We start from the raw sequence: 19,932 nt of genomic DNA, 5'->3' as shown, positions 1-19,932 counted from the left end.
ATTCATTGTAAATAATTACATAATGAAGCTCATTATGCTACAAAATATAAATGTTGTAGATTACATCCAAATATCCAAATTATAAATTAAGTATAAATTTACGCATATATATCGAATAGTATAAATATTTGAGGTAAATTATGATTAAATTATTTAAAAATCATATATTAAGTATTTTCATTATGTCTGCCTTTTCTCTTTCTCAGGTTGTAAATGTGCATGCAAACTCTTTACAAAATAGTACTCATCGTGAGAATATTTTTGTTTCTGCAATAGAACAGAAAAGAAAGGATGCAGTCCATACCGTTTCTCTCTATAGACCTAGTCTAAATCGTGGAGTGGGTAATGAAGCTACTATTGAAGGAAAATTTGAAAAGGTTGTTGAACCTCTTACACTCGGGGCTTTTGGTATGGGGATGGCACTTGGATATGCATCAAGTACGATAGGCATGTTTTTAGGATGGATAATAAGTAAAATAATATTGTATTTTAAATCTCGTTAAAATTGAAATTTCATCAGAATAAGACCTTCTCATATGAAATATAAACTATGAACATATTCCGTGTTTATCCATTGTTGATGACAAAAACTAATGAATTATCACACTAAGAGTGAAAAAAGCTTTAAATGCTTCTGTTTCTCTCAATGTGCACTAATTCTGCTGATGCATCTATTCAATTCAGATTAAAATAAAAGTATTGGTGGTAAACTATGATTAAAGTATTGAAAACTTACGTATTAAATATTTTTATAGCAGTTGCTTTTCTGCTTTCACAAGTTATAAATGTTCATGCCAATCATTTGAAAAATGATACTCAATGGGAAACTGTCTCTTTAATAGAACAAGGAAAGAAAAAAGCTATCGATATAGCTGCTCTTTATGTCCCAAGTTTCACTCATAAAGCAAAAAGTGAATCTGCCTTTGAAGGAAAATTTGAGAAAGTGTTTGAACCAATTACGCTAGGAGTTTTTTCTACAGTAGGAGCTTTGGGTTTTGGATTCTTGACTGGATCTGTTATGGCCATATTTAGCGGGATAATCGGATGGGCAATAGGAAAAATTAAAGGCAAATAATTCAAAGATACTTAGTTATTTTTTTCTATTTAAAATGAAAATACTTTACAGCCTGCTTCCCATCATTTAGCAGGCTGTTGTATGTTTTCTATGGATAAACTTTAGGTTACCATACTGTATAGCACAAATATAATATCTATTATTATACAAAGTGATAAATTAAGCTAAAAAAGATTATTCAAAGTATAGATTTGCGCACGAAATGCCATAAAATTACCTTATAAATCTTCCAATGTGAGTTCTGAGATGTATCATTTTAACATTCAGTTTAGCAGATTTAATTGTTACAAAGTATTAAGAGCATAAAATAACTATGAATGATTGAGTTTTATACAAAAGTTCTTCAATAAATACCATTCTATCTATTTAATTTTATTATTTAAGAAGGTGTACAAGTGAAGATACGTTGTAAAATTTAAGTGAATGAATAATAGAGAAAAAAATTTTGACTGTAACAGATTTTCTGTGAACATTTGGCGTTTATATCTCAAAAATAAAAATGCTTAAGGCTATTTCCTTTCATTATTGAGTTAAAAAGAAGAAAAGAAGCTCTATCCATTTAATAATTTAAATATTATGAAAAACGTGAAATAAATAACTTCACCAATTTGCCAGAAATAAAAAAAAGGATAAGACTTATGGAATATATCAGCACGAGAGGTGAAGCTCCTGCTTTAAGCTTTACGGAAACAATCATGACAGGGTTGGCAAGTGATGGGGGACTTTATTTGCCAGATAAATTTCCTCAGCTATCATTTGATGCGTTACGAGCACTTCGTGGTCAGTCCTATACAACAATTGCTAAAACTATTCTGTGGCCCTTTGTGAATAACGAAATCGAATATACAGCTTTTGAAAATATGATCGCTGAATCTTATGCAACCTTTCACCATCCAGCAATCTGTCCGTTACGACAAACTGGAGAAGATGAATTTATCCTTGAACTCTTTCATGGTCCTACTTTAGCTTTTAAAGATGTAGCAATGCAGTTTCTTTCTCGACTGATGGATTATGTTTTGACTGAAAAAAATAGATGTGCAACGATTATTGCTGCAACATCAGGTGATACAGGAGGAGCTGCAATACAGGCTTTTGCTGGAAAAGAACACTCAGATATTTTTATTTTATTTCCTAAAGGACGTGTATCGCCTGTTCAACAACGGCAAATGACAACCAATCATTGTTCCAATGTTCATGCCATTGCCATTGAAGGAAATTTTGATGATTGCCAAGCTCTTGTCAAAGCAATGTTTAATGACCACAATTTTCGTAAAAAAAGAGCACTTTCAGGTGTTAATTCTATAAATTGGGCGCGTATCATGGCGCAAATTGTTTACTATTTTTCATCTGCACTTTCTTTAGGAGCACCTGATAGAGCTGTTTCATTTACTGTTCCTACTGGAAATTTTGGTGATATTTTTGCAGGTTATGTCGCAGCCCGTATGGGATTACCCATTGCTCAACTGGTCATCGCAACGAATGATAACGACATCCTTGTACGTACATTGACCAGTGGTACTTACAAAACACAACCAATAGTCCATACAACATCACCTTCTATGGATATTCAGGTCTCTTCTAATTTTGAACGTTTGCTCTTTGAAAGTGGCAATCGTGATCCAATGTGGATTCGCAATGCAATGGAAAACTTGAAAAAAACGGGTCTCTTTACTCTTGATGAAAAGCAACTCAAAAATATTCGTTCCCTATTTTCCGCTGGAAAAAGCAACATGGCTGCAACAGCTCAAACAATTGATAGTGTCTATAAGGAAAGTGGCTATCTTGTTGATCCACATACAGCGGTCGCTCTTCAAGTAGCGCGTGAAAACAAAAAACCGCATATTCCAATGATCGTTCTTGCCACGGCTCATCCAGCTAAATTTCCTGATACTATTAAAAGCGCTTGTGGCCTTCATGCTCCATGGCCATCTCATCTCAATGATGTAATGAAACACGAAGAACATTTTATAAATCTTGCTAATGATGAAAAAATAGTAAAAGATTATATTTCTTTAAAATCGCGTGCATCTTATTAAAGTTAGCTGCATTAATTTAAATCAAGAATATTCTGATACCCTTACAATGAGGTATTTAGCTTATTTAATGGAGTTGTAAATACATGGATGTAGATATATGTCGCCTTAGTAATGGTTTGACTATCGCCACACATACAATGCAACAAATTGATAGTGTTGCCCTCGGAATATGGGTTAAAGTGGGCTCACGCAATGAAACCTCCACACAGCATGGTATTGCTCATCTTCTTGAGCATATGGCTTTTAAAGGAACCGAAAACCGTACTGCTTTTCAAATTGCAACCGATATTGAAGATGTTGGCGGTGAAATCAATGCTACAACCAGTATTGAAACAACAGCTTACTTTGCACGTGTTCTTAAAAGCGATATCCCACTTGCTATAGATATTTTAGCCGATATTTTAATGCATTCAAAATTTGACGACGATGAACTAGAACGAGAAAAACAAGTAATCTTTCAGGAAATTGGTGCTGCCCATGACACTCCTGATGATATTGTTTTTGATCACTTTACAGAAACAGCCTTTCGTCATCAATCCCTTGGACGCTCTATTTTAGGAACAGCTAAAACTATTCAATCATTTACATCTACTGATCTCCATGATTTCATCAATAAACAATATAGTGCAGATCGTATGATTGTCGTTGCTGCAGGAGCTGTAAAGCACGAAAGTTTCTTGCGAGAAGTTGAAAGTCGTCTTGGTACTTTTCGCTCCCATTCAACCGCACCTCTTACTAATCTTGCAAATTATGTCGGTGGCGACTTTCGTGAATATCGCGATTTAATGGATACACAAGTTGTTCTAGGGTTTGAAGGGCGTGCTTATCACGCGCGTGATTTTTATGCAGCTCAAATTCTTTCTATCATTCTTGGTGGTGGTATGTCTTCACGTCTTTTTCAAGAGGTAAGAGAGAAACGTGGATTATGCTATTCTATTTATGCTTTTCATTGGGGATTTTCAGATACTGGGCTTTTTGGTGTTCACGCAGCTACCGGACAAGAAGGGCTCAAAGAACTTATTCCTGTGATTCTTGATGAACTTTCCAAGGTCAGCAAAAATATTCACGCCAACGAACTGCAACGAGCACAAACGCAATATCGTGCAAATCTGACAATGTCACAGGAAAATCCCTCTAGTCAAGCACATCTCATTGCTCGCCAAATACTCCTTTATGGTCGACCAATTCCAATATCGGAAACAATTGAACGCCTCAATCTCATCACTCCTAAAAGATTAACTGATTTAGCACATCGTCTTTTTACAAACTCCACTCCAACACTAACTGCTGTCGGACCTGTAGGACCCCTCATAAATTTTGATGATTTAACGTCAACTCTTTCATACAAGCTAAAGTAAAAACTTCTTTTCAAAGCAGCATCACAATAACATCACATATTTTATCATAAAATTTACCACAAAAGCTCTCCTCATTAAATAAGTTTTGGAAATATTGGGCAAATAGGCGTACAAAACTACCCAATTCATACTTCATGTGATAAAGATTCTAATAAGTGAAGGTATATCCGTGAAATCTGGAAATTCATGGTTTAACTTTGCCCTTTTAAAATATAAAACTTCATTCGCTTCAGGTTCCATTGAAGCAAATGGGTGTGTGGTCTATTTGTATATAAAATCACATAACTTAAGAAAAAGTGATAACAATTTATTATGTAAATAAATTATAAAAGGTGGACGTTTTTTCTCAAAAGTCGAAATGAAAATTAAACATCCTAAAATATTGAGAGTGGGACATTGTGAAGAGTTTGCGTAAAATAATTGACATCATTTTCATTGTAGTCGTTAGTTCTTTTGTCCATCTTACATCAGCACAAGCAATTGAACCAGTTAAAATTTCTTCTCAAGATGCTGCTCTTGATCTCTCAAAAGCAATTGAAATTCACCATACAAACAACTCTATTTTTCAAACAAGTACAGCACCAGGACCAGATGGTATTGTATGGCGTATTGAAGTGCAGGCAAAAAATGAAAAATTTTCCGGAAATTGGGCAGTTTTTTCTCTTGCAAATCCAACAGATGAACAAGTTGATCGTCTCATCGTTGCCCCCCATTACCGCATGGCACGTTCTGGATTTTTTTGGCCAGACCTTGGATCATCAAGGATTCAATCCATAACGCCAAGCGAAGGTTTTTCCCTCGATCGTCAACTTAGTGCAAACTCTGATATCTTTCGTATTACCCTTAACCCTGGTGCTGTTATTACATTTGTGGCCGAACTTAACTCTGCAAATCTACCGCAAATCTATTTATGGCAACCTGAAGCTTATAAAGATGCAATTAATTCTTATACGCTTTATCATGGTATTCTTCTTGGTATATCCGGTCTCTTAGCGCTTTTGTTAACTGTTCTCTTCGTCGTCCGTGGAACAGGGCTGTTTCCTGCAACAGCAGCTGTTGCTTGGGCTGTGCTTTTTTATATTGGTATTGACTTCAACTTTTTAAATAAATTCTTTTCAGTTACACTCACAACCCAACCAATCTGGCGTGCTGGTACAGAAGTAGCACTTACTGCTACACTCTTCATTTTTCTTTTTACTTATCTCAGCCTTAACCGCTGGCATTATCATTTTAGTTACGGTGCTATCGCTTGGACCATTGCCTTTAGCAGTCTAGGAGCCTTTGCTATTTATGATCCCATCAGAGCAGCTGGAATTGCGCGTTTGTCTTTTGGCCTTACCGCTGTGCTTGGTATAATATTAATCATCTATTTCTCAATCAGAAGCTATGACCGCGCCATTATGCTTATTCCAACATGGTTGCTCATTAGCTTTTGGTGTGCTGGAGCCTATGCCTGCATAGCTGGACATTTAAACAATGATATTATCCAGCCAGCATTAGCGGGAGGATTAGTGCTCATTGTTCTTCTCATAAGCTTTACTGTCCTGCAACAAACTTTTTCTAATGACGCTTTCCATGAAGGAATATTTTCCGACCTTGAACAACAAGTACTCGCAGCAAAGGGAGCTGGAAATATTATTTGGGATTGGAATATTGAGCGTGATCGTATTGTTGTACATCCAAACATGGCAACCCTTTTTGGTACTGAAATTCATAACCTCAATGGACCTATGCGCAACTGGATTTCAGCCTTGCACCATGATGATCGTGAACGCTTTCAAGCCGTATTGGATATCATTCTTAAAAATAAAAAAGGGCGCATTGATCAAATTTTTCGGCTTTCTTCCGGTGGTGGTTATTATCATTGGTTTTCTCTTCGTGCACGTCCGGCTATGCAAAAAGATGGAAAAATCACACGTGTCATTGGAACCATTGTCAATATTACTAACCATAAAAAATCCGAAGAACGCTTATTGCATGATGCAATCCACGACAGCTTAACTGGACTTCCTAACCAACAAATTTTCTTTGATAGACTACAAAATTATACCTCTTTAGCGAAAGCAAATATCAAAATTAGACCAACTGTCTTTATGATTGATTTTGACAATTTTCGCCAAATTAATCGCAAATTAGGCATAGCAGTTGGGGATACTGTACTGCTTATAATCGCACGTCGTTTAAATCGTCTCATTAACTTTCAAGACACCTTATCGCGTCTTTCAGCAGACCGCTTTGCAATTATTTTACTCAGTGAAACCGAACCACAAAAAATTGCAGCATTTGCAGATCATTTGCACAAAACAATTTCAGCACCTATTTCACTTTCAGAAAATAAAATAATCCTTTCAACCTCTATCGGATTGGTTACATGGAGTGAAAGCCGATCAACGGCTAAAGATATTTTTAATGATAGTGAGTTAGCGATGATTCGCGCAAAACAAATGGGTGGGAACCATATTGAACCTTTTCGTCCTAATTTTCGCACTTTGGGTCTCGAACATAATACTCTGGAGAAAGATGCTCGTTATGCCATAAAACGTAATGAGATGAAAATCCTCTACCATCCTATTCTTAATTTATCAGACGGACATATTATTGGTTTTGAAACAATTGTAGAATGGCATCATCCCACTTATGGAAATTTAAATGTCTCTGATTTCATAAAAATCGTAGAAAATGAACTAATTGTTATGGATTTGTCACAATTTATCATCGATAATGCCATTATTGATCTTATAAATGTACAAGAAAAGTTTTCCCAACAATCTTTCTTTATTTCAATTAATTTACCAAGCGCAGAAATGATTCATCCTCGTTTTATCAGTCAATTGCGTGCCGCTTTGCTTCGCCATCCGCTCCACAAAGGGCGTCTGATGATTGAAATATCTGAATTTGTCTTAAGAAATAATCCTGAACAATCAGCGCACTTTCTTGAACAAATTAAAACACTTGGAATGAATCTCGCACTCGATAATTTTGGAACAGGTTATTCGTCTCTGACCTATCTCGTACGTTATCCATTTGATATGGTTAAACTTGATCGTTCACTTATCTCAATCGACTCTCTTAAGAAGAAAATTGTTCTAAAGTCTATCATTAATATGGCAACAGATCTTAATTTGCAAATTATCGCAGAAGGTGTTGAAAACGAAAAAGAAGCAATCTTCCTCCGTCAAGAAGGCTGTAAATATGTTCAAAGTACACTTGTGACGAAACCGATTGCCATAGAAGAATTAATTACGCTCGTTCAGAGCCATTTCCCTTATAAAATAAAAACATAAGGGATAAAATAACGTGTAAAGTTAAAAAGCTTAGAAAAAACTCTACGCGTGTCCCATTTCAGAAGCAAGATAAGTTGGATCGATACCCATGCGTGTTAAACTTTTATCATACTTGCAGCTTAAATCGCTTTCAAAAAGAAAACTAGGTGATGTAGAACTGATTAGCCAACCATTTGTAGAAATTTCTGCCTCAAGTTGCCCCGCTTTCCATCCAGCATAGCCTAATGCGACCAGTGCATGTTGCGGACCTTGTTCGCAACTGATCGCTTTTAATATATCAATTGTCGCAGTAAAACAGATCTTATCTGCAATAAAAACAGTTTCTTCACAAGCATAATCATCTGAATGAAGGACAAAACCACGCGAAGGATCAACAGGACCACCATAGCGAACTGGAAACTGTTTTATTGGTTCAGAAAGACTTTTTTTTTGGCCACTGTCTATGATTCCTAAGTGAAGCAAAAGCTCTGGAAAATCAATGTGATGCAATTGATTGAGAATGATGCCCATCGCACCGGCATCAGAATGCGCACAAATATAAATAACAGAACGAATAAAGCGTTTGTCATTCATCCCAGGCATTGCTATGAGTAATTGTCCACCTAAAAAGCCATTACACCGCTTCATTAATCTGTTATTCTCCATAATTGACATGATAAAAATTTGTTCATTTAGCACACTAGGAAAATAAAACTCCAATGAAAAAAAGTTATATATTTACAAATTTACAAAATATCGCAACTTTCTTTTATAAAAAGCTTTTAGTTACTTTAAGCTTAACATTCATAGTTTTAGAATTACTTAACATTCCTGTAAATGCTCAAACAGAACAAAAACTCCAGCTTTTCGCAACATCTTGGTATGAATCAGATGGTGGTCGTATCCGATTAGCGATCACTGAACCTTCTCTTTCTGGAATAAGAGAAGGCATTATTGAAATTGAGCTTAAACCAGGATGGAAAACTTACTGGCGTAATCCAGGTAATTCTGGCATGGCACCATTTTTTAATTTCAACCAACAGATTTCTTATGAAATCTTTTATCCTACTCCACAGCTTTTTGAAACAGAAAATGATTGGTCATTAGGTTATAAAGATAAAGTAATATTGCCCTTCAATCTTTCTGGTTCAAGCAAAAATTTAAGTGGTGCTTTCACTCTTGGATTATGTAATAAAATCTGTCTTCCATTTACTGTTAACTTTGATTTTTCGCCATCTGCTCTTAAAAATAAACAGCTTCCTGCTTCCTTCTTAAAAAAGGCGCAAAATTCTTTGCCCCGCATGACGCAGAATGCACTAAAAATAAGTGCTGAAAAAAATAATAGTACCCTTCTTATAAAAATACAAAATAACAACAAAACCACTCCTTCCTCTCTCTTTTTAGATGGAGGAGAAATGCAAATTGGAGCAGCAAGAAAAGTCAGTGATAACGCAGAATATACACTCTTCAATGCTCCACTCTATTTCACACCAGAAGAAATAAACCAAAAAATTTTTTATACAGTTGCTTTTAAAGATCACGCCTTAAGTGGAACATTCATATTCCATACGCAGCAGCCAACCCCTCTTGCGTCTCCGTGATAAAAGAAAAAGCTCTCAAAAAGCAATTATGCTGGAAAACGTCCATTTTCACGATATTGAGTAATTGCTTTGCGAGCAAGGGCATCTGCGCGTTCATTTTCTGGATGTCCCGCATGCCCTTTTACCCAGTGCCATCTAACTGTATGACAAGAACTAGCATCCTCAAGAGCTTGCCATAGCTCCATATTTTTAACAGGATTTTTTGATGCAGTGCGCCAATTATTCTTTTTCCAATCTTCAATCCACTTAGATATACCGTTACGTACATAAACTGAGTCTGTATAAAGATCGACCAAACAGGGCTCTTTAAGCGCCTTTAATGCACAAATTGCCGCCATGAGTTCCATTTGATTGTTTGTCGTATGGACCTTACCGCCATAAAGCTCCCGTTCATGACCATTCCAGCGTAAAATTGCTCCCCATCCTCCAACTCCAGGATTCCCTGAGCAAGCACCATCTGTATAAATTTCAACGACTTTTTGTTGAGTTGCCATAAAATTTAAAAACCTAATTCACTTAGCGAATTTACATTACTGAAAAAACAAAGCTTGTGCCAATACTCCCATGGATCTTTCTTAATAACAAAGCTATTAGGCGGTGTATTAAACCAATCATATAGACGTGTGAGTAAGAAACGTAGAGATGCACCACGAGCTAATAAGACCATCTTGTCAAATTCTAAAGGGATCAATGGTCTTATTTTTTGATAATTTTCCAATAACTTACGTGCTTTGGTAAGATTATAGGAATGATCAGGCTCAAAGCACCAAGCATTTAAACAGATCGCTAAATCATAAGCAAAAAAGTCATTACAAGCAAAATAGAAATCTATCATCCCAGAAAGACGATGATTCACAAAAAAAACGTTATCATTAAATAAATCTGCATGAATAATGCCTATTGGTAAATTAAATGGCCAATTTTCCTGTAAAAAAGCCAATTCCAACTCAATTTTTTGTCCAAATTCTTTTAACAATGCATCTTCTTTGGTTTGACAACGTTGCCACAATACCTTCCAATCCATAACAGAAAGAGTATTTTTACGACTGAGTGTAAAATCCTGTCCTGCTAAATGTAATTGTGCTAACCCCGTCCCCACTTCGCCACAATGATCTATATTGGGCTGGCGGATCCACTCTCCTTCCAGAAAAGTAATAATAGCAGCAGGACGTCCTGCTAGTTCACAGATCATCATTCCATCATTTTGAATAACAGGTTGAGGACAAGGAATTCCACGCTGTCCTAAATGCTGCATCAAGCGACAAAAAAAAGGTAAATCATCTTTTGAAATACGCTTTTCATAAAGTGTTAAAATAAATCGCCCTTGTGTTGTCTCTAACATAAAATTAGAATTTTCAATCCCCTCTTCTATACCTTGATAAGACAAAAGTGATCCTATTGCATAACGTGTTAAAAACACTTTTAAATCATTTGGGTGAATATCTGTATAAACGGCCATTATTCTGCTTTCGTTGTAGACATGTCTGTATTCTGATTTTCATTTTTTGCATTATTTGCTTGACCATTAACGAAAGCCATATCTTGAGACGTTAAAATGACGTCGCGTAATTTGCGACTCACTAAAAATTTTTCCGTTTCTACCACTGTTTCAGCCAATTCTATTGTGACATCATAACGCTCACGAAATGCTGAAATAATTTCATCAATAATAATTTCAGGAGCCGAAGCCCCTGCTGAAAGACTGACTATAGAAAGAGATTTTAGGTTTTCAAAATTAATTTCATCAGCGCGCTGAACTAAAATAGCTTGCCGCGCACCAGACTTTTCGGCAACCTCTACTAAACGTCGTGAATTAGAAGAGTTTGGTGCTCCAACAATCAAAAACAAATCACTCCCCTTTGCCGCTGCTTTAACCGCATCTTGTCGATTCGTTGTAGCATAGCAAATTGATTCAGCCGCTGGTGCTGCTAATGTAGGAAAACGTTGTTGTAATATATCGATAATTCCTGCAGTATCTTCAACAGAAAGCGTTGTTTGTGTAACAAATCCTAATTTATCTGGATCATTGGGTTGATAATGCAAAGCATCTTCTATCGTTTCAATAAGCGTCACAACCCCTTCTTCAAGCTGTCCCATTGTCCCTATCACCTCAGGATGACCAGCATGACCAATCAATATAACATGACGACCATGACGTTGATGTCGTATCGCTTGTTTATGAACTTTCGAGACCAACGGACATGTTGCGTCGAGATAAAACAAATTATAGTATCGTGCTTCTTCTGAAACAGATTTTGGTACACCATGAGCAGAAAAAACAACTGGTTGATTGCGATGTTCTTCTGGAATCTCATTAAGTTCTTCGACAAAAACAGCACCCCGTTGCTGTAATCCCTCAACTACGTAGCGGTTGTGTACAATTTCATGACGAACATATACTGGAACACCATATTTTTTTAATGCAAGCAGAACAATCTGGATAGCGCGATCAACCCCTGCACAAAATCCACGTGGACCACAAAGACGTATCGTTAAAGGGGGAAGTCCAGACATAAATCATCCTTAATCTCTATAGTTTTAGCTATATATTCAAACAACCTATTATTATACATGAATAAGCAATGTAAAAAAACGTGCAATATCATCTTTTGCATAAGAACACACTCTATCGTGTTTTCTTACAGCATTTTCTTGAAGAAAAGCTCTTTTAAAATTTGCTCTTTCATTTTACGCAACTAAAGAGCGATAAAATACCAAACAAGAGATTCAATCAAAAGAATTCCAAAGATAGCTGCCAAATAAAGTAACGAAAAGAAAAACGTTTTTTTGGCCATCAAAATAGTTTCATTATGTGTATCAGCTTTCCATAAACGATAGGCAAAATAAATAAAGATAATGCTTAAAATTGTTGAAAAAATACCATAAAAAATTCCGCCAAGACCAGTAAAGCAAGGAGCAGCAGCACACAATGCCATCAAAACAGTATAAAATAAAATCTGTTTTTTTGTTGAATGTTCACCTCGTACATTAGGCATCATAGGGATACCTGCAGCCTCATAATCAAGAGATGAAAATAAAGAAAGAGCCCAAAAGTGAGGGGGGGTCCACATAAAAATGATTAAAAATAATAAAAAGCTATCAATACTCACTGTCCCTGTTGTCACGGCCCATCCAATCATTGGTGGAAAAGCCCCAGAAGCACCACCAATAACAATATTTTGTGGTGTGATACGCTTTAACCAAATTGTATAGATAACGACATAAAAGAAAATCGTAAACGCAAGAAAAAATGCCGCAAACCAATTAATGAAGCTCCCCATAACCAATACCGAGAGCATAGAAAGAACCATGCCAAAAATAAATGCCTTTTGGGAGCTGATTTTACCCATGGGAATAGGACGCTTTTTAGTCCGTTCCATCACAGCATCAATGTCAGCATCATACCACATGTTTAGTGCTCCCGCACCACCGCCACCAGCAGCAATACATAAAATTGCTAAAAAACCATACCACGGATTGATAGGAACAGGCGATACAAGCAAACCAACCAGAGCCGTAAAGACCACAAGAGACATAACACGTGGCTTTAATAATGTGATGTAATCACCAATACCGGATTTTGGTGGCGTTGATTTACCATTCACAACCGATAACTCTTCTGAAACTGACATTCCTCTCAAAGCCCTTTTCCATTTCTGTCATTCACAAATCCAATATTATCTGACAAATATTATCTAGCGTATGGAAATGACCCATTAAGACCAATCGTATTTTTGAGAAAATATGAAATATCTCTTTCGCACGTATCCCCTAAAAGTAAATGGAAATATTGGCAATAAAAATACATTTTTTCAATCAACGTTCTCTCCACATTACAAATGTATCATAAAAATATATCATATGAATTAATATATTTGGGTAAATACTGATTTTGTGTTATGGTTTTTTATGGGGAATTCATTTTTTATGTAAATCTATGCATGGTTGTGGGTGTTGAGTCGGATAGGATTTTCTGTGATACTTTATAAATTACTCAAAAAAACTTTTTTTATTGGTGCTGTTCTTTACACGCTTTATAGTAGTTTTATCAGTCATGCATTTGCACAAACACCCTATGCACAAGATGTCCCTGCTCCGCAAACCTATGGTGCATGGACAAAAGTGTGTTCTCTACCACCAGGTACACCTAACATGCAGTGTGAAGTTGTACAAAACGTTCACACACAAGGGCGTCAAGATATTACCTTGCGCGTTACATTTTATAAACTTCCTCAAAAGCAAGGTGCCTTGATGCGTGTTTTTGTTCCGATTCGCGTTGAATTACGTCCTGGCGTTGGAATTAAAATTGACGATAAAAATATGGGCAGAATGGAATATCGTCGTTGTCTTGGTGATAATTGTGTTGCTGAAGCCTTTCTTAAAGAAGACATATTGCAGCTCTTTTTAAAAGGAAAAATGGCAACCTATTTTATCTTTACAACTCCGGAACAAGGGATTGGAGGTTTTGTTGACCTTCATGGTCTTGGCGACGCCTATGCAACCTTACCGACATGAATGAAATCAATACATTTTAAACAATCAAAATCTCATCGTATATTTTGAAAGATTCTTAAAATTAGATTGATAAAAATCTTCTGAGCCCCCATAAAAATAGGATTATTCTTATGAAATCGCTGATTGATCATTTTGATATTGCTTCCTCTAAAGTGCAATCACTTATACAGGAAACACTTCATCATGCTGATGATGGTGAGCTTTACCTTGAGTACACAGAAAGCGAAGCTCTTTTATTTGATAATGGACAGCTTAAAAACGGCTCATTTCATCAAGATATGGGATTTGGACTACGCGTTGTTGCTGGAGAGGCTACTGGATATGCTCACTCTAGTGAGTTATCAGCTGCTGCACTCAAACGTGCCAGTGAAGCTGCTAAAGCTGTTACCTATAATAATCATGCAGGGACTTATAGCATAGCACCTCAACAAACAAACAAAAGGCTTTATCAACCGCATAATCCCCTTGATGCTCCATCATTTGAAGAAAAAAGTGCTCTTTTGCAAAAAATTGATGCCTATTTACGTGCTAAAAATGATAAATTGCATCAGGTGACTGTTTCTCTTTCCGGCTCGCTACAACATGTTGAAATTTTACGTGCAGATGGTTATTTGGTTCGTGATATTCGTCCCCTTGTGCGACTTTCTATATCTGTGATCGCTGCTGAAGGCAATCGTCGTGAAAATGGTTTTTATGGATGTGGAGGGAGACAAGCATTTAACCAATTTATTCATGAAGACAATTGGAAAAAAGCCGCGGATGAAGCCTTACGTATGGCTTTAACAAATTTAGAAGCAGAAGCAGCACCTGCTGGATCTTTTGATGTTGTCTTAGCTAACGGATGGCCTGGTGTTATGCTCCATGAAGCCGTAGGTCATGGTTTAGAAGGTGACTTTAACCGTAAAAAAACATCGGCTTTTGCTGGACTTTTAGGACAACAAGTTGCAGCAAAAGGTGTTACAGTTGTTGATGATGGAACAATTCCACAATGCCGTGGCTCTCTCACTGTCGATGATGAGGGGACCCCTTCAGGATATAACGTTCTCATTGAAGATGGAAAACTCGTTGGTTTTATGCAAGACAGGCTTAATGCACGGCTTATGGGAGGTAAATCAACTGGAAATGGACGACGTGAATCTTATGCTTATGCACCAATGCCACGAATGACCAATACAATCATGCTAGGAGGAGATAAAACACCTGAAGAAATCCTTTCTTCACTTAAAAGTGGTATCTATGCTGTTTCATTTGGTGGAGGACAAGTTGATATTACTTCCGGAAAATTCGTCTTTGAATGTACTGAAGCATACCGAGTAGAAAATGGCAAAATTTGTGCACCAATCAAAGGTGCAACTCTTATTGGAAATGGACCGGATGCTATGAAACGTATCACAATGATTGGTAATGATAGTAAACTAGATAATGGTATTGGTATGTGCGGAAAAGCAGGGCAAAATGTCCCTGTTGGTGTTGGTCAACCTCATCTTCGAATCAATAATATGACAATCGGTGGAACTGCGCTTATAGAGGAATAAGCTTGCTCATTCCTTCCCAGTATTGCCTCCTTCTCGTCTATTACGACCATTTTGTGAGGGGGAGATTACAATGAATTGATTTATAAAGATAATCTAGCGTTATTCATATTGTATTAGAACCTTGAATACCGCAAGATTCTCTCATTTTAAATCTGTGTCTGTTGGATCAATCAAAATCATTCGTTTATACGTTACAGGCGGGGGGAGATATATGGATAAAAACTGTACAAGAAAAGACTAAAGATTCCTCTTATGGGCCGTCTCAAGTACCAAGAGTTTTAAGAAACATTAGGGGATGGCAAATATAACGACGGCACAGGCTTATTCAGACACATCTTTTTCGTAAGATATTAGTCTTTTGTGTGGTTTTTTTGTGTGGGGAAACTTGTCTTTTATATTTCATAATAAAAAAGTTTAAAAGAAAAAAACACTTTCTACATTCAGTGTTCTTAATTCAACGAGAAAAAGGTTATTATTATAGATAAATTTTGGAAAGATTTTATAATAATACTCAGGTAAACTTTTAAAAAAATCTTCATAGCATTAAAAAAATTTTAGGCTAAAGCTTCCAACCTTTCTTTTTTTTCTTTTTGCTCAAAACAGCAATAATTTCGACATGTGGTGACCATAAAAATTGATCAATCGGTATGATTTTTTCTACTGTATACCCGCCTGCAACAAGGAGAGATAAATCACGAGCAAATGTAGTAGGATTACAGGAAATTGCTACAACACGAGATACTGTTGTCTTCGCTAATTCACGTACTTGTTGCTCTGCACCAGCGCGTGGAGGGTCAAAAACTACACACTCAAAACACTCAAGTTCCTTTACAGAAAGGGGATGTCGGAAAAGATCACGTTTTTCACAAGTGACCGTTTTTAAACCAGTCGCAAAACGTACTGCTGTATTTAGATTTTTTAATGCATCTTCATTATTTTCTACTGCATGAACATTCATCTTTTTTGCCATACGCAAGGTAAATGTTCCTACCCCTGAAAACAAATCAACAGCATTCTTTACTTTTTTTAAATGAGTCAAAATAATATTGCCCATTATATTTTCAGCTTCGCAAGTTGCTTGAAGAAAACCACCAGAAGGAAATTCAACACGGACATCTCCAAAGTAAATCTCTGGTTTTTCTCGTTCAACCAAAACTTCACCGTCAACAGATAAACGTATAATCCCATATGAAAGAGCAGCACTGATCATTTTCTGACGAAGTGATTCATGGTGCACAACACAACCGCTTAAAGCAACATCTAAACCATTTTCAACACGTGTTATCGTAACATGAAACCGCTTGGCAAAGCTCTTTAGAAAAGCACAGAGCTCTCTGATATTATGCAACTGAGAAATAAGCTCTGGATGGCTTACTGGACATTCCTCAAGATCTACAATCTTATGAGAGAGATAGCGGTTAAAACCAACTTTTTGCCCCTGTGGGGTCATGGAAGCTGTTAGAGTAATCCGCCGTCGGCTATAAGGTTTACATTCTATTAAAGGCGCAACAACATTATTAAGTCCATACTTTTTAAGAGCATCAACAACCAATTGTTGTTTCCATACGCGATAAGCATCCATACGCCAATGCTGAAGAGTACACCCTCCACATTCTCCAAAATGCTGACAAAGAGTATCAATGCGTTCTGATGATTTTTCTTTTAATGCTATATATGTTGCATATTTTCCATGAACAGTAATTTCAGCACACTCTCCTGGTAAAGTAAAAGGAACATAAACGAAACCGTAAGACGTTCTAGAAGTACCATAACCATTTGCTCCGATATGGTCGATTATGACATTGTCACTCACTCTTGTTTTTCTCCGAATAGTAAATATTCCACGTTGCCATCACCACCTGTAATAGGGGAAGAAATTAAACCTTTTGCACTCCACCCTGTTTGTGTATTTAACCAAACAAAAAGCGCCTCAGCAGTTTCTTTAGCACTTGATGGACTTAATATTCCTCCCTTACTAAAGTGTTTACGACCAACCTCAAACTGAGGCTTTACCAGTAAAACAGCTTGGGCACCCTTCTTGGCTAAAGACAACACGGGAGGCAATGCAAGTTTGAGCGAAATAAAGCTAACATCTGAAACGATAAGATCAATTTCTCGCCCACCTAAATGTTCCTGTTTAAAATCTCTGACATTCAAGCCTTCTAATAACGTTATAGCACTGTTGCCCAATAAACGTTTATCAAATTGATGATGCCCAACATCAACGGCAATGACATGATCTGCTCCACGCTCTAAGAGAACTTGCGTAAAACCACCTGTTGATGCACCAACATCAATGGCTGTCACTTTGTCCGTTACAATTGGAAATGCATCAAGTGCAGCAATCAATTTTAACGCTGCCCGAGAAACATAATTCTGCGCTGGATCACAAACGGTAATCTCTGCATCATCAAAAACGATTTGCCCAGCTTTAAAAACGATTTCTCCGTTAACTTTAACAGTTTGACGCATGACAGCATCACGTGCACGTGAACGTGTTGTAAAAAAGTTTTTTTCAACTAAGAGAATATCGAGCCTTTTTCTGGCAGCCATATCATACTCGAATTTTTTATCCTGTTCGAATCTCGCGGCCTAAAGCAGCAAAAACCGTGTTGACAATACCCATAGCATCAAGCCCAATACGTGAAAGAACTTTTTCTGGTGCACCATGATTCAAATACTCATCAGGAAGTTTTAGTGTACGAACTTTCAAACCATGCTCCAAGAGCCCTTCTTGCGCTAAAAATTGTAATATGTGCGCTCCAAAACCACCGATTGCCCCTTCTTCAATTGTCACCAATACTTCATGCTCTCGTGCCAAACGGCACATCAAATCCTTATCTAAAGGTTTCGCAAACCGTGCATCTGCAACCGTTGTAGATAATTCTTCAGCCTCTAACGCATCAGCAGCTTGCAATACTTCTAACATCCGCGTTCCAAAACAAACCAAAGCGATCCTATTTCCTTCACGCAGAATACGGCCTTTTCCAATTTCTAATAACTCACCACGTTGCGGTAAATCTATACCAATACCCTCACCACGTGGATAACGAAAAGAAATTGGTCCCTGATCATAAGCTGCAGCTGTACGAACCATATGCATCAGTTCAAGCTCATCAGAAGGTGCCATAACCACAAACTCAGGAAGAGTGGCTAAAAAAACAATATCAAAACTTCCAGCATGTGTTGCACCATCTGCCCCCACAAAACCTGCTCGGTCAATAGCAAAACGTACCGGTAATTTTTGAATTGATACATCATGAATAATTTGATCATAAGCACGCTGTAAAAAAGTAGAATAAATTGCAACAAAAGGCTTATACCCTTCACAAGCAAGTCCTGCCGCAAAAGTTACGGCATGTTGCTCAGCGATACCAACATCAAACATTTTTTCAGGAAATTTTTTCGCAAAAGAATCAAGACCCGTCCCTGTTGGCATCGCTGCTGTTATGCCAACAATCTTATCATCATGGCGAGCTTCTTCTATTAAAGCCTTAGAAAATACCTTGGTATAGGGTAGAATATTACTTGATGCTTTAACCTGTTTTCCTGTCGTAACATCAAAACGATTAACACCATGATATTTATCAGACGAGGCTTCTGCAGGTGGATATCCCTTTCCCTTGTGTGTGACAACATGCACCAAAACAGGACCATTAGGATATTCACGAACATTTTTAAAAACAGGCAATAAATGCCCCAAATTGTGCCCATCTATGGGTCCAACATAATAAAAGCCAAGCTCATCAAATAAAGTTCCCCCGACCAAAAGTCCACGCGCAAATTCCTCTGAACGACGTGCCTTATCCAAAAAAAACTTTGGCAATTTTTCGCTCAACATCTTTACGCGTTCACGCAAATGACGATAAGAAGGACGAGATACTAATCGTGCAAGATGTGCGCTCATAGCACCTGTAGGTGGTGCGATAGACATATCGTTATCATTAAGAACAACAATCAAGCGTGCATCCAAAGCACCAGCATTGTTCATTGCTTCATACGCCATGCCCGCAGACATTGCACCATCACCAATGACAGCTATGATATTGCGTCTTGTCTCTGCTTTCAAAGCACTTGCCACCGCCATGCCAAGCCCCGCTGAAATAGAAGTAGACGAATGCCCCGCTCCAAATGGATCATACACACTTTCTGAACGTTTTGTAAAACCAGATAATCCGCCCTCCTGACGTAATGTGCGAATTTTTTCTCTACGCCCCGTTAAAATCTTGTGTGGATAGGTTTGATGACCAACATCCCAAATAATCCTATCCTCTGGTGTATTAAAAATATAATGTAATGCAACAGTGAGCTCAACAACACCAAGTCCCGCCCCAAGATGACCACCTGTTACAGAAACCGCATCAATTGTTGCGGTCCGCAACTCATCAGCCAACTGTACCAAATCAGACTCAGGTAATGCCCGCAAATCTTGCGGAAAACAAACACGGTCAAGCAATGGTGTTAAGACCTGAGACAAAAAAAATCCTTCCTATTATCTTAACTCAAGAAAATACAATGATAAAAATATATCTTCTCTACTCTTTTATTT

At 37.2% G+C, this 19,932-nt stretch carries 16 protein-coding genes; 8 read left to right on the top strand and 8 right to left on the bottom strand.

The window, feature by feature from the left end:
• The first annotated feature begins 140 nt into the window (after positions 1-140).
• The 5 genes from ACFIMG_RS04145 to ACFIMG_RS04125 all read left to right on the top strand — a co-directional run bounded on the left by ACFIMG_RS04145 (position 141) and on the right by ACFIMG_RS04125 (position 7,753).
• Positions 141-503: a hypothetical protein gene (locus ACFIMG_RS04145; protein WP_375613016.1), complete on the top strand. Its 363-nt coding sequence runs from the start codon at positions 141-143 to the stop codon at positions 501-503.
• Positions 504-712: 209 nt separating this feature from the next.
• Positions 713-1,075, top strand: coding sequence for a hypothetical protein (locus ACFIMG_RS04140; protein ID WP_375613017.1), 363 nt, complete (start codon positions 713-715; stop codon positions 1,073-1,075).
• Positions 1,076-1,713: 638 nt separating this feature from the next.
• On the top strand, positions 1,714-3,111 hold the full coding sequence (gene thrC / locus ACFIMG_RS04135) for a threonine synthase (RefSeq protein ID WP_375678973.1): 1,398 nt from the start codon (positions 1,714-1,716) through the stop codon (positions 3,109-3,111).
• An 83-nt stretch (positions 3,112-3,194) separates the two neighbouring features.
• Positions 3,195-4,469, top strand: a complete 1,275-nt coding sequence (locus ACFIMG_RS04130; RefSeq protein ID WP_375611135.1) for a M16 family metallopeptidase — start codon at positions 3,195-3,197, stop codon at positions 4,467-4,469.
• Positions 4,470-4,867: 398 nt separating this feature from the next.
• Positions 4,868-7,753, top strand: a complete 2,886-nt coding sequence (locus tag ACFIMG_RS04125) for an EAL domain-containing protein (RefSeq protein ID WP_375678972.1) — start codon at positions 4,868-4,870, stop codon at positions 7,751-7,753.
• Positions 7,754-7,795: 42 nt separating this feature from the next.
• Here ACFIMG_RS04125 and ACFIMG_RS04120 read toward each other — a convergent pair whose 3' ends face one another.
• On the bottom strand, positions 7,796-8,380 hold the full coding sequence (locus tag ACFIMG_RS04120) for a YqgE/AlgH family protein (protein ID WP_375613019.1): 585 nt from the start codon (positions 8,378-8,380) through the stop codon (positions 7,796-7,798).
• Positions 8,381-8,451: 71 nt separating this feature from the next.
• Between ACFIMG_RS04120 and ACFIMG_RS04115 the strand changes: the two genes are divergently transcribed.
• Positions 8,452-9,333: a protein-disulfide reductase DsbD domain-containing protein gene (locus ACFIMG_RS04115; RefSeq protein ID WP_375678971.1), complete on the top strand. Its 882-nt coding sequence runs from the start codon at positions 8,452-8,454 to the stop codon at positions 9,331-9,333.
• 26 nt (positions 9,334-9,359) lie between these two features.
• Here ACFIMG_RS04115 and rnhA read toward each other — a convergent pair whose 3' ends face one another.
• From rnhA to cyoE, 4 genes are all read right to left on the bottom strand, one after another.
• Complete coding sequence (rnhA, locus tag ACFIMG_RS04110) at positions 9,360-9,827, bottom strand: ribonuclease HI (RefSeq protein WP_375611132.1); 468 nt, start codon at positions 9,825-9,827, stop codon at positions 9,360-9,362.
• A gap of 5 nt (positions 9,828-9,832) precedes the next feature.
• Complete coding sequence (locus ACFIMG_RS04105; RefSeq protein ID WP_375678970.1) at positions 9,833-10,792, bottom strand: homoserine kinase; 960 nt, start codon at positions 10,790-10,792, stop codon at positions 9,833-9,835.
• A complete protein-coding gene (gene ispH, locus ACFIMG_RS04100; RefSeq protein WP_375678969.1) occupies positions 10,792-11,847 on the bottom strand; it encodes a 4-hydroxy-3-methylbut-2-enyl diphosphate reductase in 1,056 nt (351 codons plus the stop codon). The genes ACFIMG_RS04105 and ispH overlap by 1 nt, the downstream gene beginning before the upstream one ends.
• Before the next feature lie 182 nt (positions 11,848-12,029).
• Positions 12,030-12,965: a heme o synthase gene (cyoE, locus tag ACFIMG_RS04095; protein ID WP_375613023.1), complete on the bottom strand. Its 936-nt coding sequence runs from the start codon at positions 12,963-12,965 to the stop codon at positions 12,030-12,032.
• A 343-nt stretch (positions 12,966-13,308) separates the two neighbouring features.
• Between cyoE and ACFIMG_RS04090 the strand changes: the two genes are divergently transcribed.
• Both ACFIMG_RS04090 and tldD read left to right on the top strand, forming a co-directional pair.
• Positions 13,309-13,848: an invasion associated locus B family protein gene (locus ACFIMG_RS04090; protein ID WP_375611128.1), complete on the top strand. Its 540-nt coding sequence runs from the start codon at positions 13,309-13,311 to the stop codon at positions 13,846-13,848.
• Between the two features lie 110 nt (positions 13,849-13,958).
• Positions 13,959-15,383 carry a metalloprotease TldD gene (gene tldD / locus ACFIMG_RS04085; protein ID WP_375678968.1) on the top strand — a complete coding sequence of 475 codons (1,425 nt, stop codon included), beginning with the start codon at positions 13,959-13,961 and terminating at the stop codon, positions 15,381-15,383.
• A 559-nt stretch (positions 15,384-15,942) separates the two neighbouring features.
• Here the strand turns inward: tldD and ACFIMG_RS04080 are convergent.
• Genes ACFIMG_RS04080 through dxs form a run of 3 tightly spaced genes read right to left on the bottom strand, consistent with a single transcriptional unit; the run spans position 15,943 to position 19,860 of the window.
• Positions 15,943-17,196: a class I SAM-dependent RNA methyltransferase gene (locus tag ACFIMG_RS04080; protein WP_375678967.1), complete on the bottom strand. Its 1,254-nt coding sequence runs from the start codon at positions 17,194-17,196 to the stop codon at positions 15,943-15,945.
• Positions 17,193-17,936, bottom strand: coding sequence for a TlyA family RNA methyltransferase (locus ACFIMG_RS04075; protein ID WP_375678966.1), 744 nt, complete (start codon positions 17,934-17,936; stop codon positions 17,193-17,195). The genes ACFIMG_RS04080 and ACFIMG_RS04075 overlap by 4 nt, the downstream gene beginning before the upstream one ends.
• 16 nt (positions 17,937-17,952) lie before the next feature.
• Positions 17,953-19,860 carry a 1-deoxy-D-xylulose-5-phosphate synthase gene (gene dxs / locus ACFIMG_RS04070; protein ID WP_375678965.1) on the bottom strand — a complete coding sequence of 636 codons (1,908 nt, stop codon included), beginning with the start codon at positions 19,858-19,860 and terminating at the stop codon, positions 17,953-17,955.
• Between the last annotated feature and the right edge of the window lie 72 nt (positions 19,861-19,932).

The sequence above is a fragment of the Bartonella sp. AP11XZML genome, from assembly GCF_042196445.1.
Classification (GTDB): domain Bacteria; phylum Pseudomonadota; class Alphaproteobacteria; order Rhizobiales; family Rhizobiaceae; genus Bartonella.
The sequence above is the reverse complement of the archived record's forward strand: the minus strand, read 5'-3'. Positions and strand labels throughout refer to the sequence as shown.

What these genes read in the sequence shown, in the direction of transcription:
- ACFIMG_RS04145 (WP_375613016.1), top strand. Translation starts at nt 141, where the DNA reads ATGATTAAATTATTTAAAAATCATATATTAAGTATTTTCATTATGTCT.
- ACFIMG_RS04140 (WP_375613017.1), top strand. Translation starts at nt 713, where the DNA reads ATGATTAAAGTATTGAAAACTTACGTATTAAATATTTTTATAGCAGTT.
- thrC (WP_375678973.1), top strand. Translation starts at nt 1,714, where the DNA reads ATGGAATATATCAGCACGAGAGGTGAAGCTCCTGCTTTAAGCTTTACG.
- ACFIMG_RS04130 (WP_375611135.1), top strand. Translation starts at nt 3,195, where the DNA reads ATGGATGTAGATATATGTCGCCTTAGTAATGGTTTGACTATCGCCACA.
- ACFIMG_RS04120 (WP_375613019.1), bottom strand. Translation starts at nt 8,380, where the DNA reads ATGAAGCGGTGTAATGGCTTTTTAGGTGGACAATTACTCATAGCAATG.
- ACFIMG_RS04115 (WP_375678971.1), top strand. Translation starts at nt 8,452, where the DNA reads ATGAAAAAAAGTTATATATTTACAAATTTACAAAATATCGCAACTTTC.
- rnhA (WP_375611132.1), bottom strand. Translation starts at nt 9,827, where the DNA reads ATGGCAACTCAACAAAAAGTCGTTGAAATTTATACAGATGGTGCTTGC.
- ACFIMG_RS04105 (WP_375678970.1), bottom strand. Translation starts at nt 10,792, where the DNA reads ATGGCCGTTTATACAGATATTCACCCAAATGATTTAAAAGTGTTTTTA.
- ispH (WP_375678969.1), bottom strand. Translation starts at nt 11,847, where the DNA reads ATGTCTGGACTTCCCCCTTTAACGATACGTCTTTGTGGTCCACGTGGA.
- cyoE (WP_375613023.1), bottom strand. Translation starts at nt 12,965, where the DNA reads ATGTCAGTTTCAGAAGAGTTATCGGTTGTGAATGGTAAATCAACGCCA.
- tldD (WP_375678968.1), top strand. Translation starts at nt 13,959, where the DNA reads ATGAAATCGCTGATTGATCATTTTGATATTGCTTCCTCTAAAGTGCAA.
- ACFIMG_RS04075 (WP_375678966.1), bottom strand. Translation starts at nt 17,936, where the DNA reads ATGGCTGCCAGAAAAAGGCTCGATATTCTCTTAGTTGAAAAAAACTTT.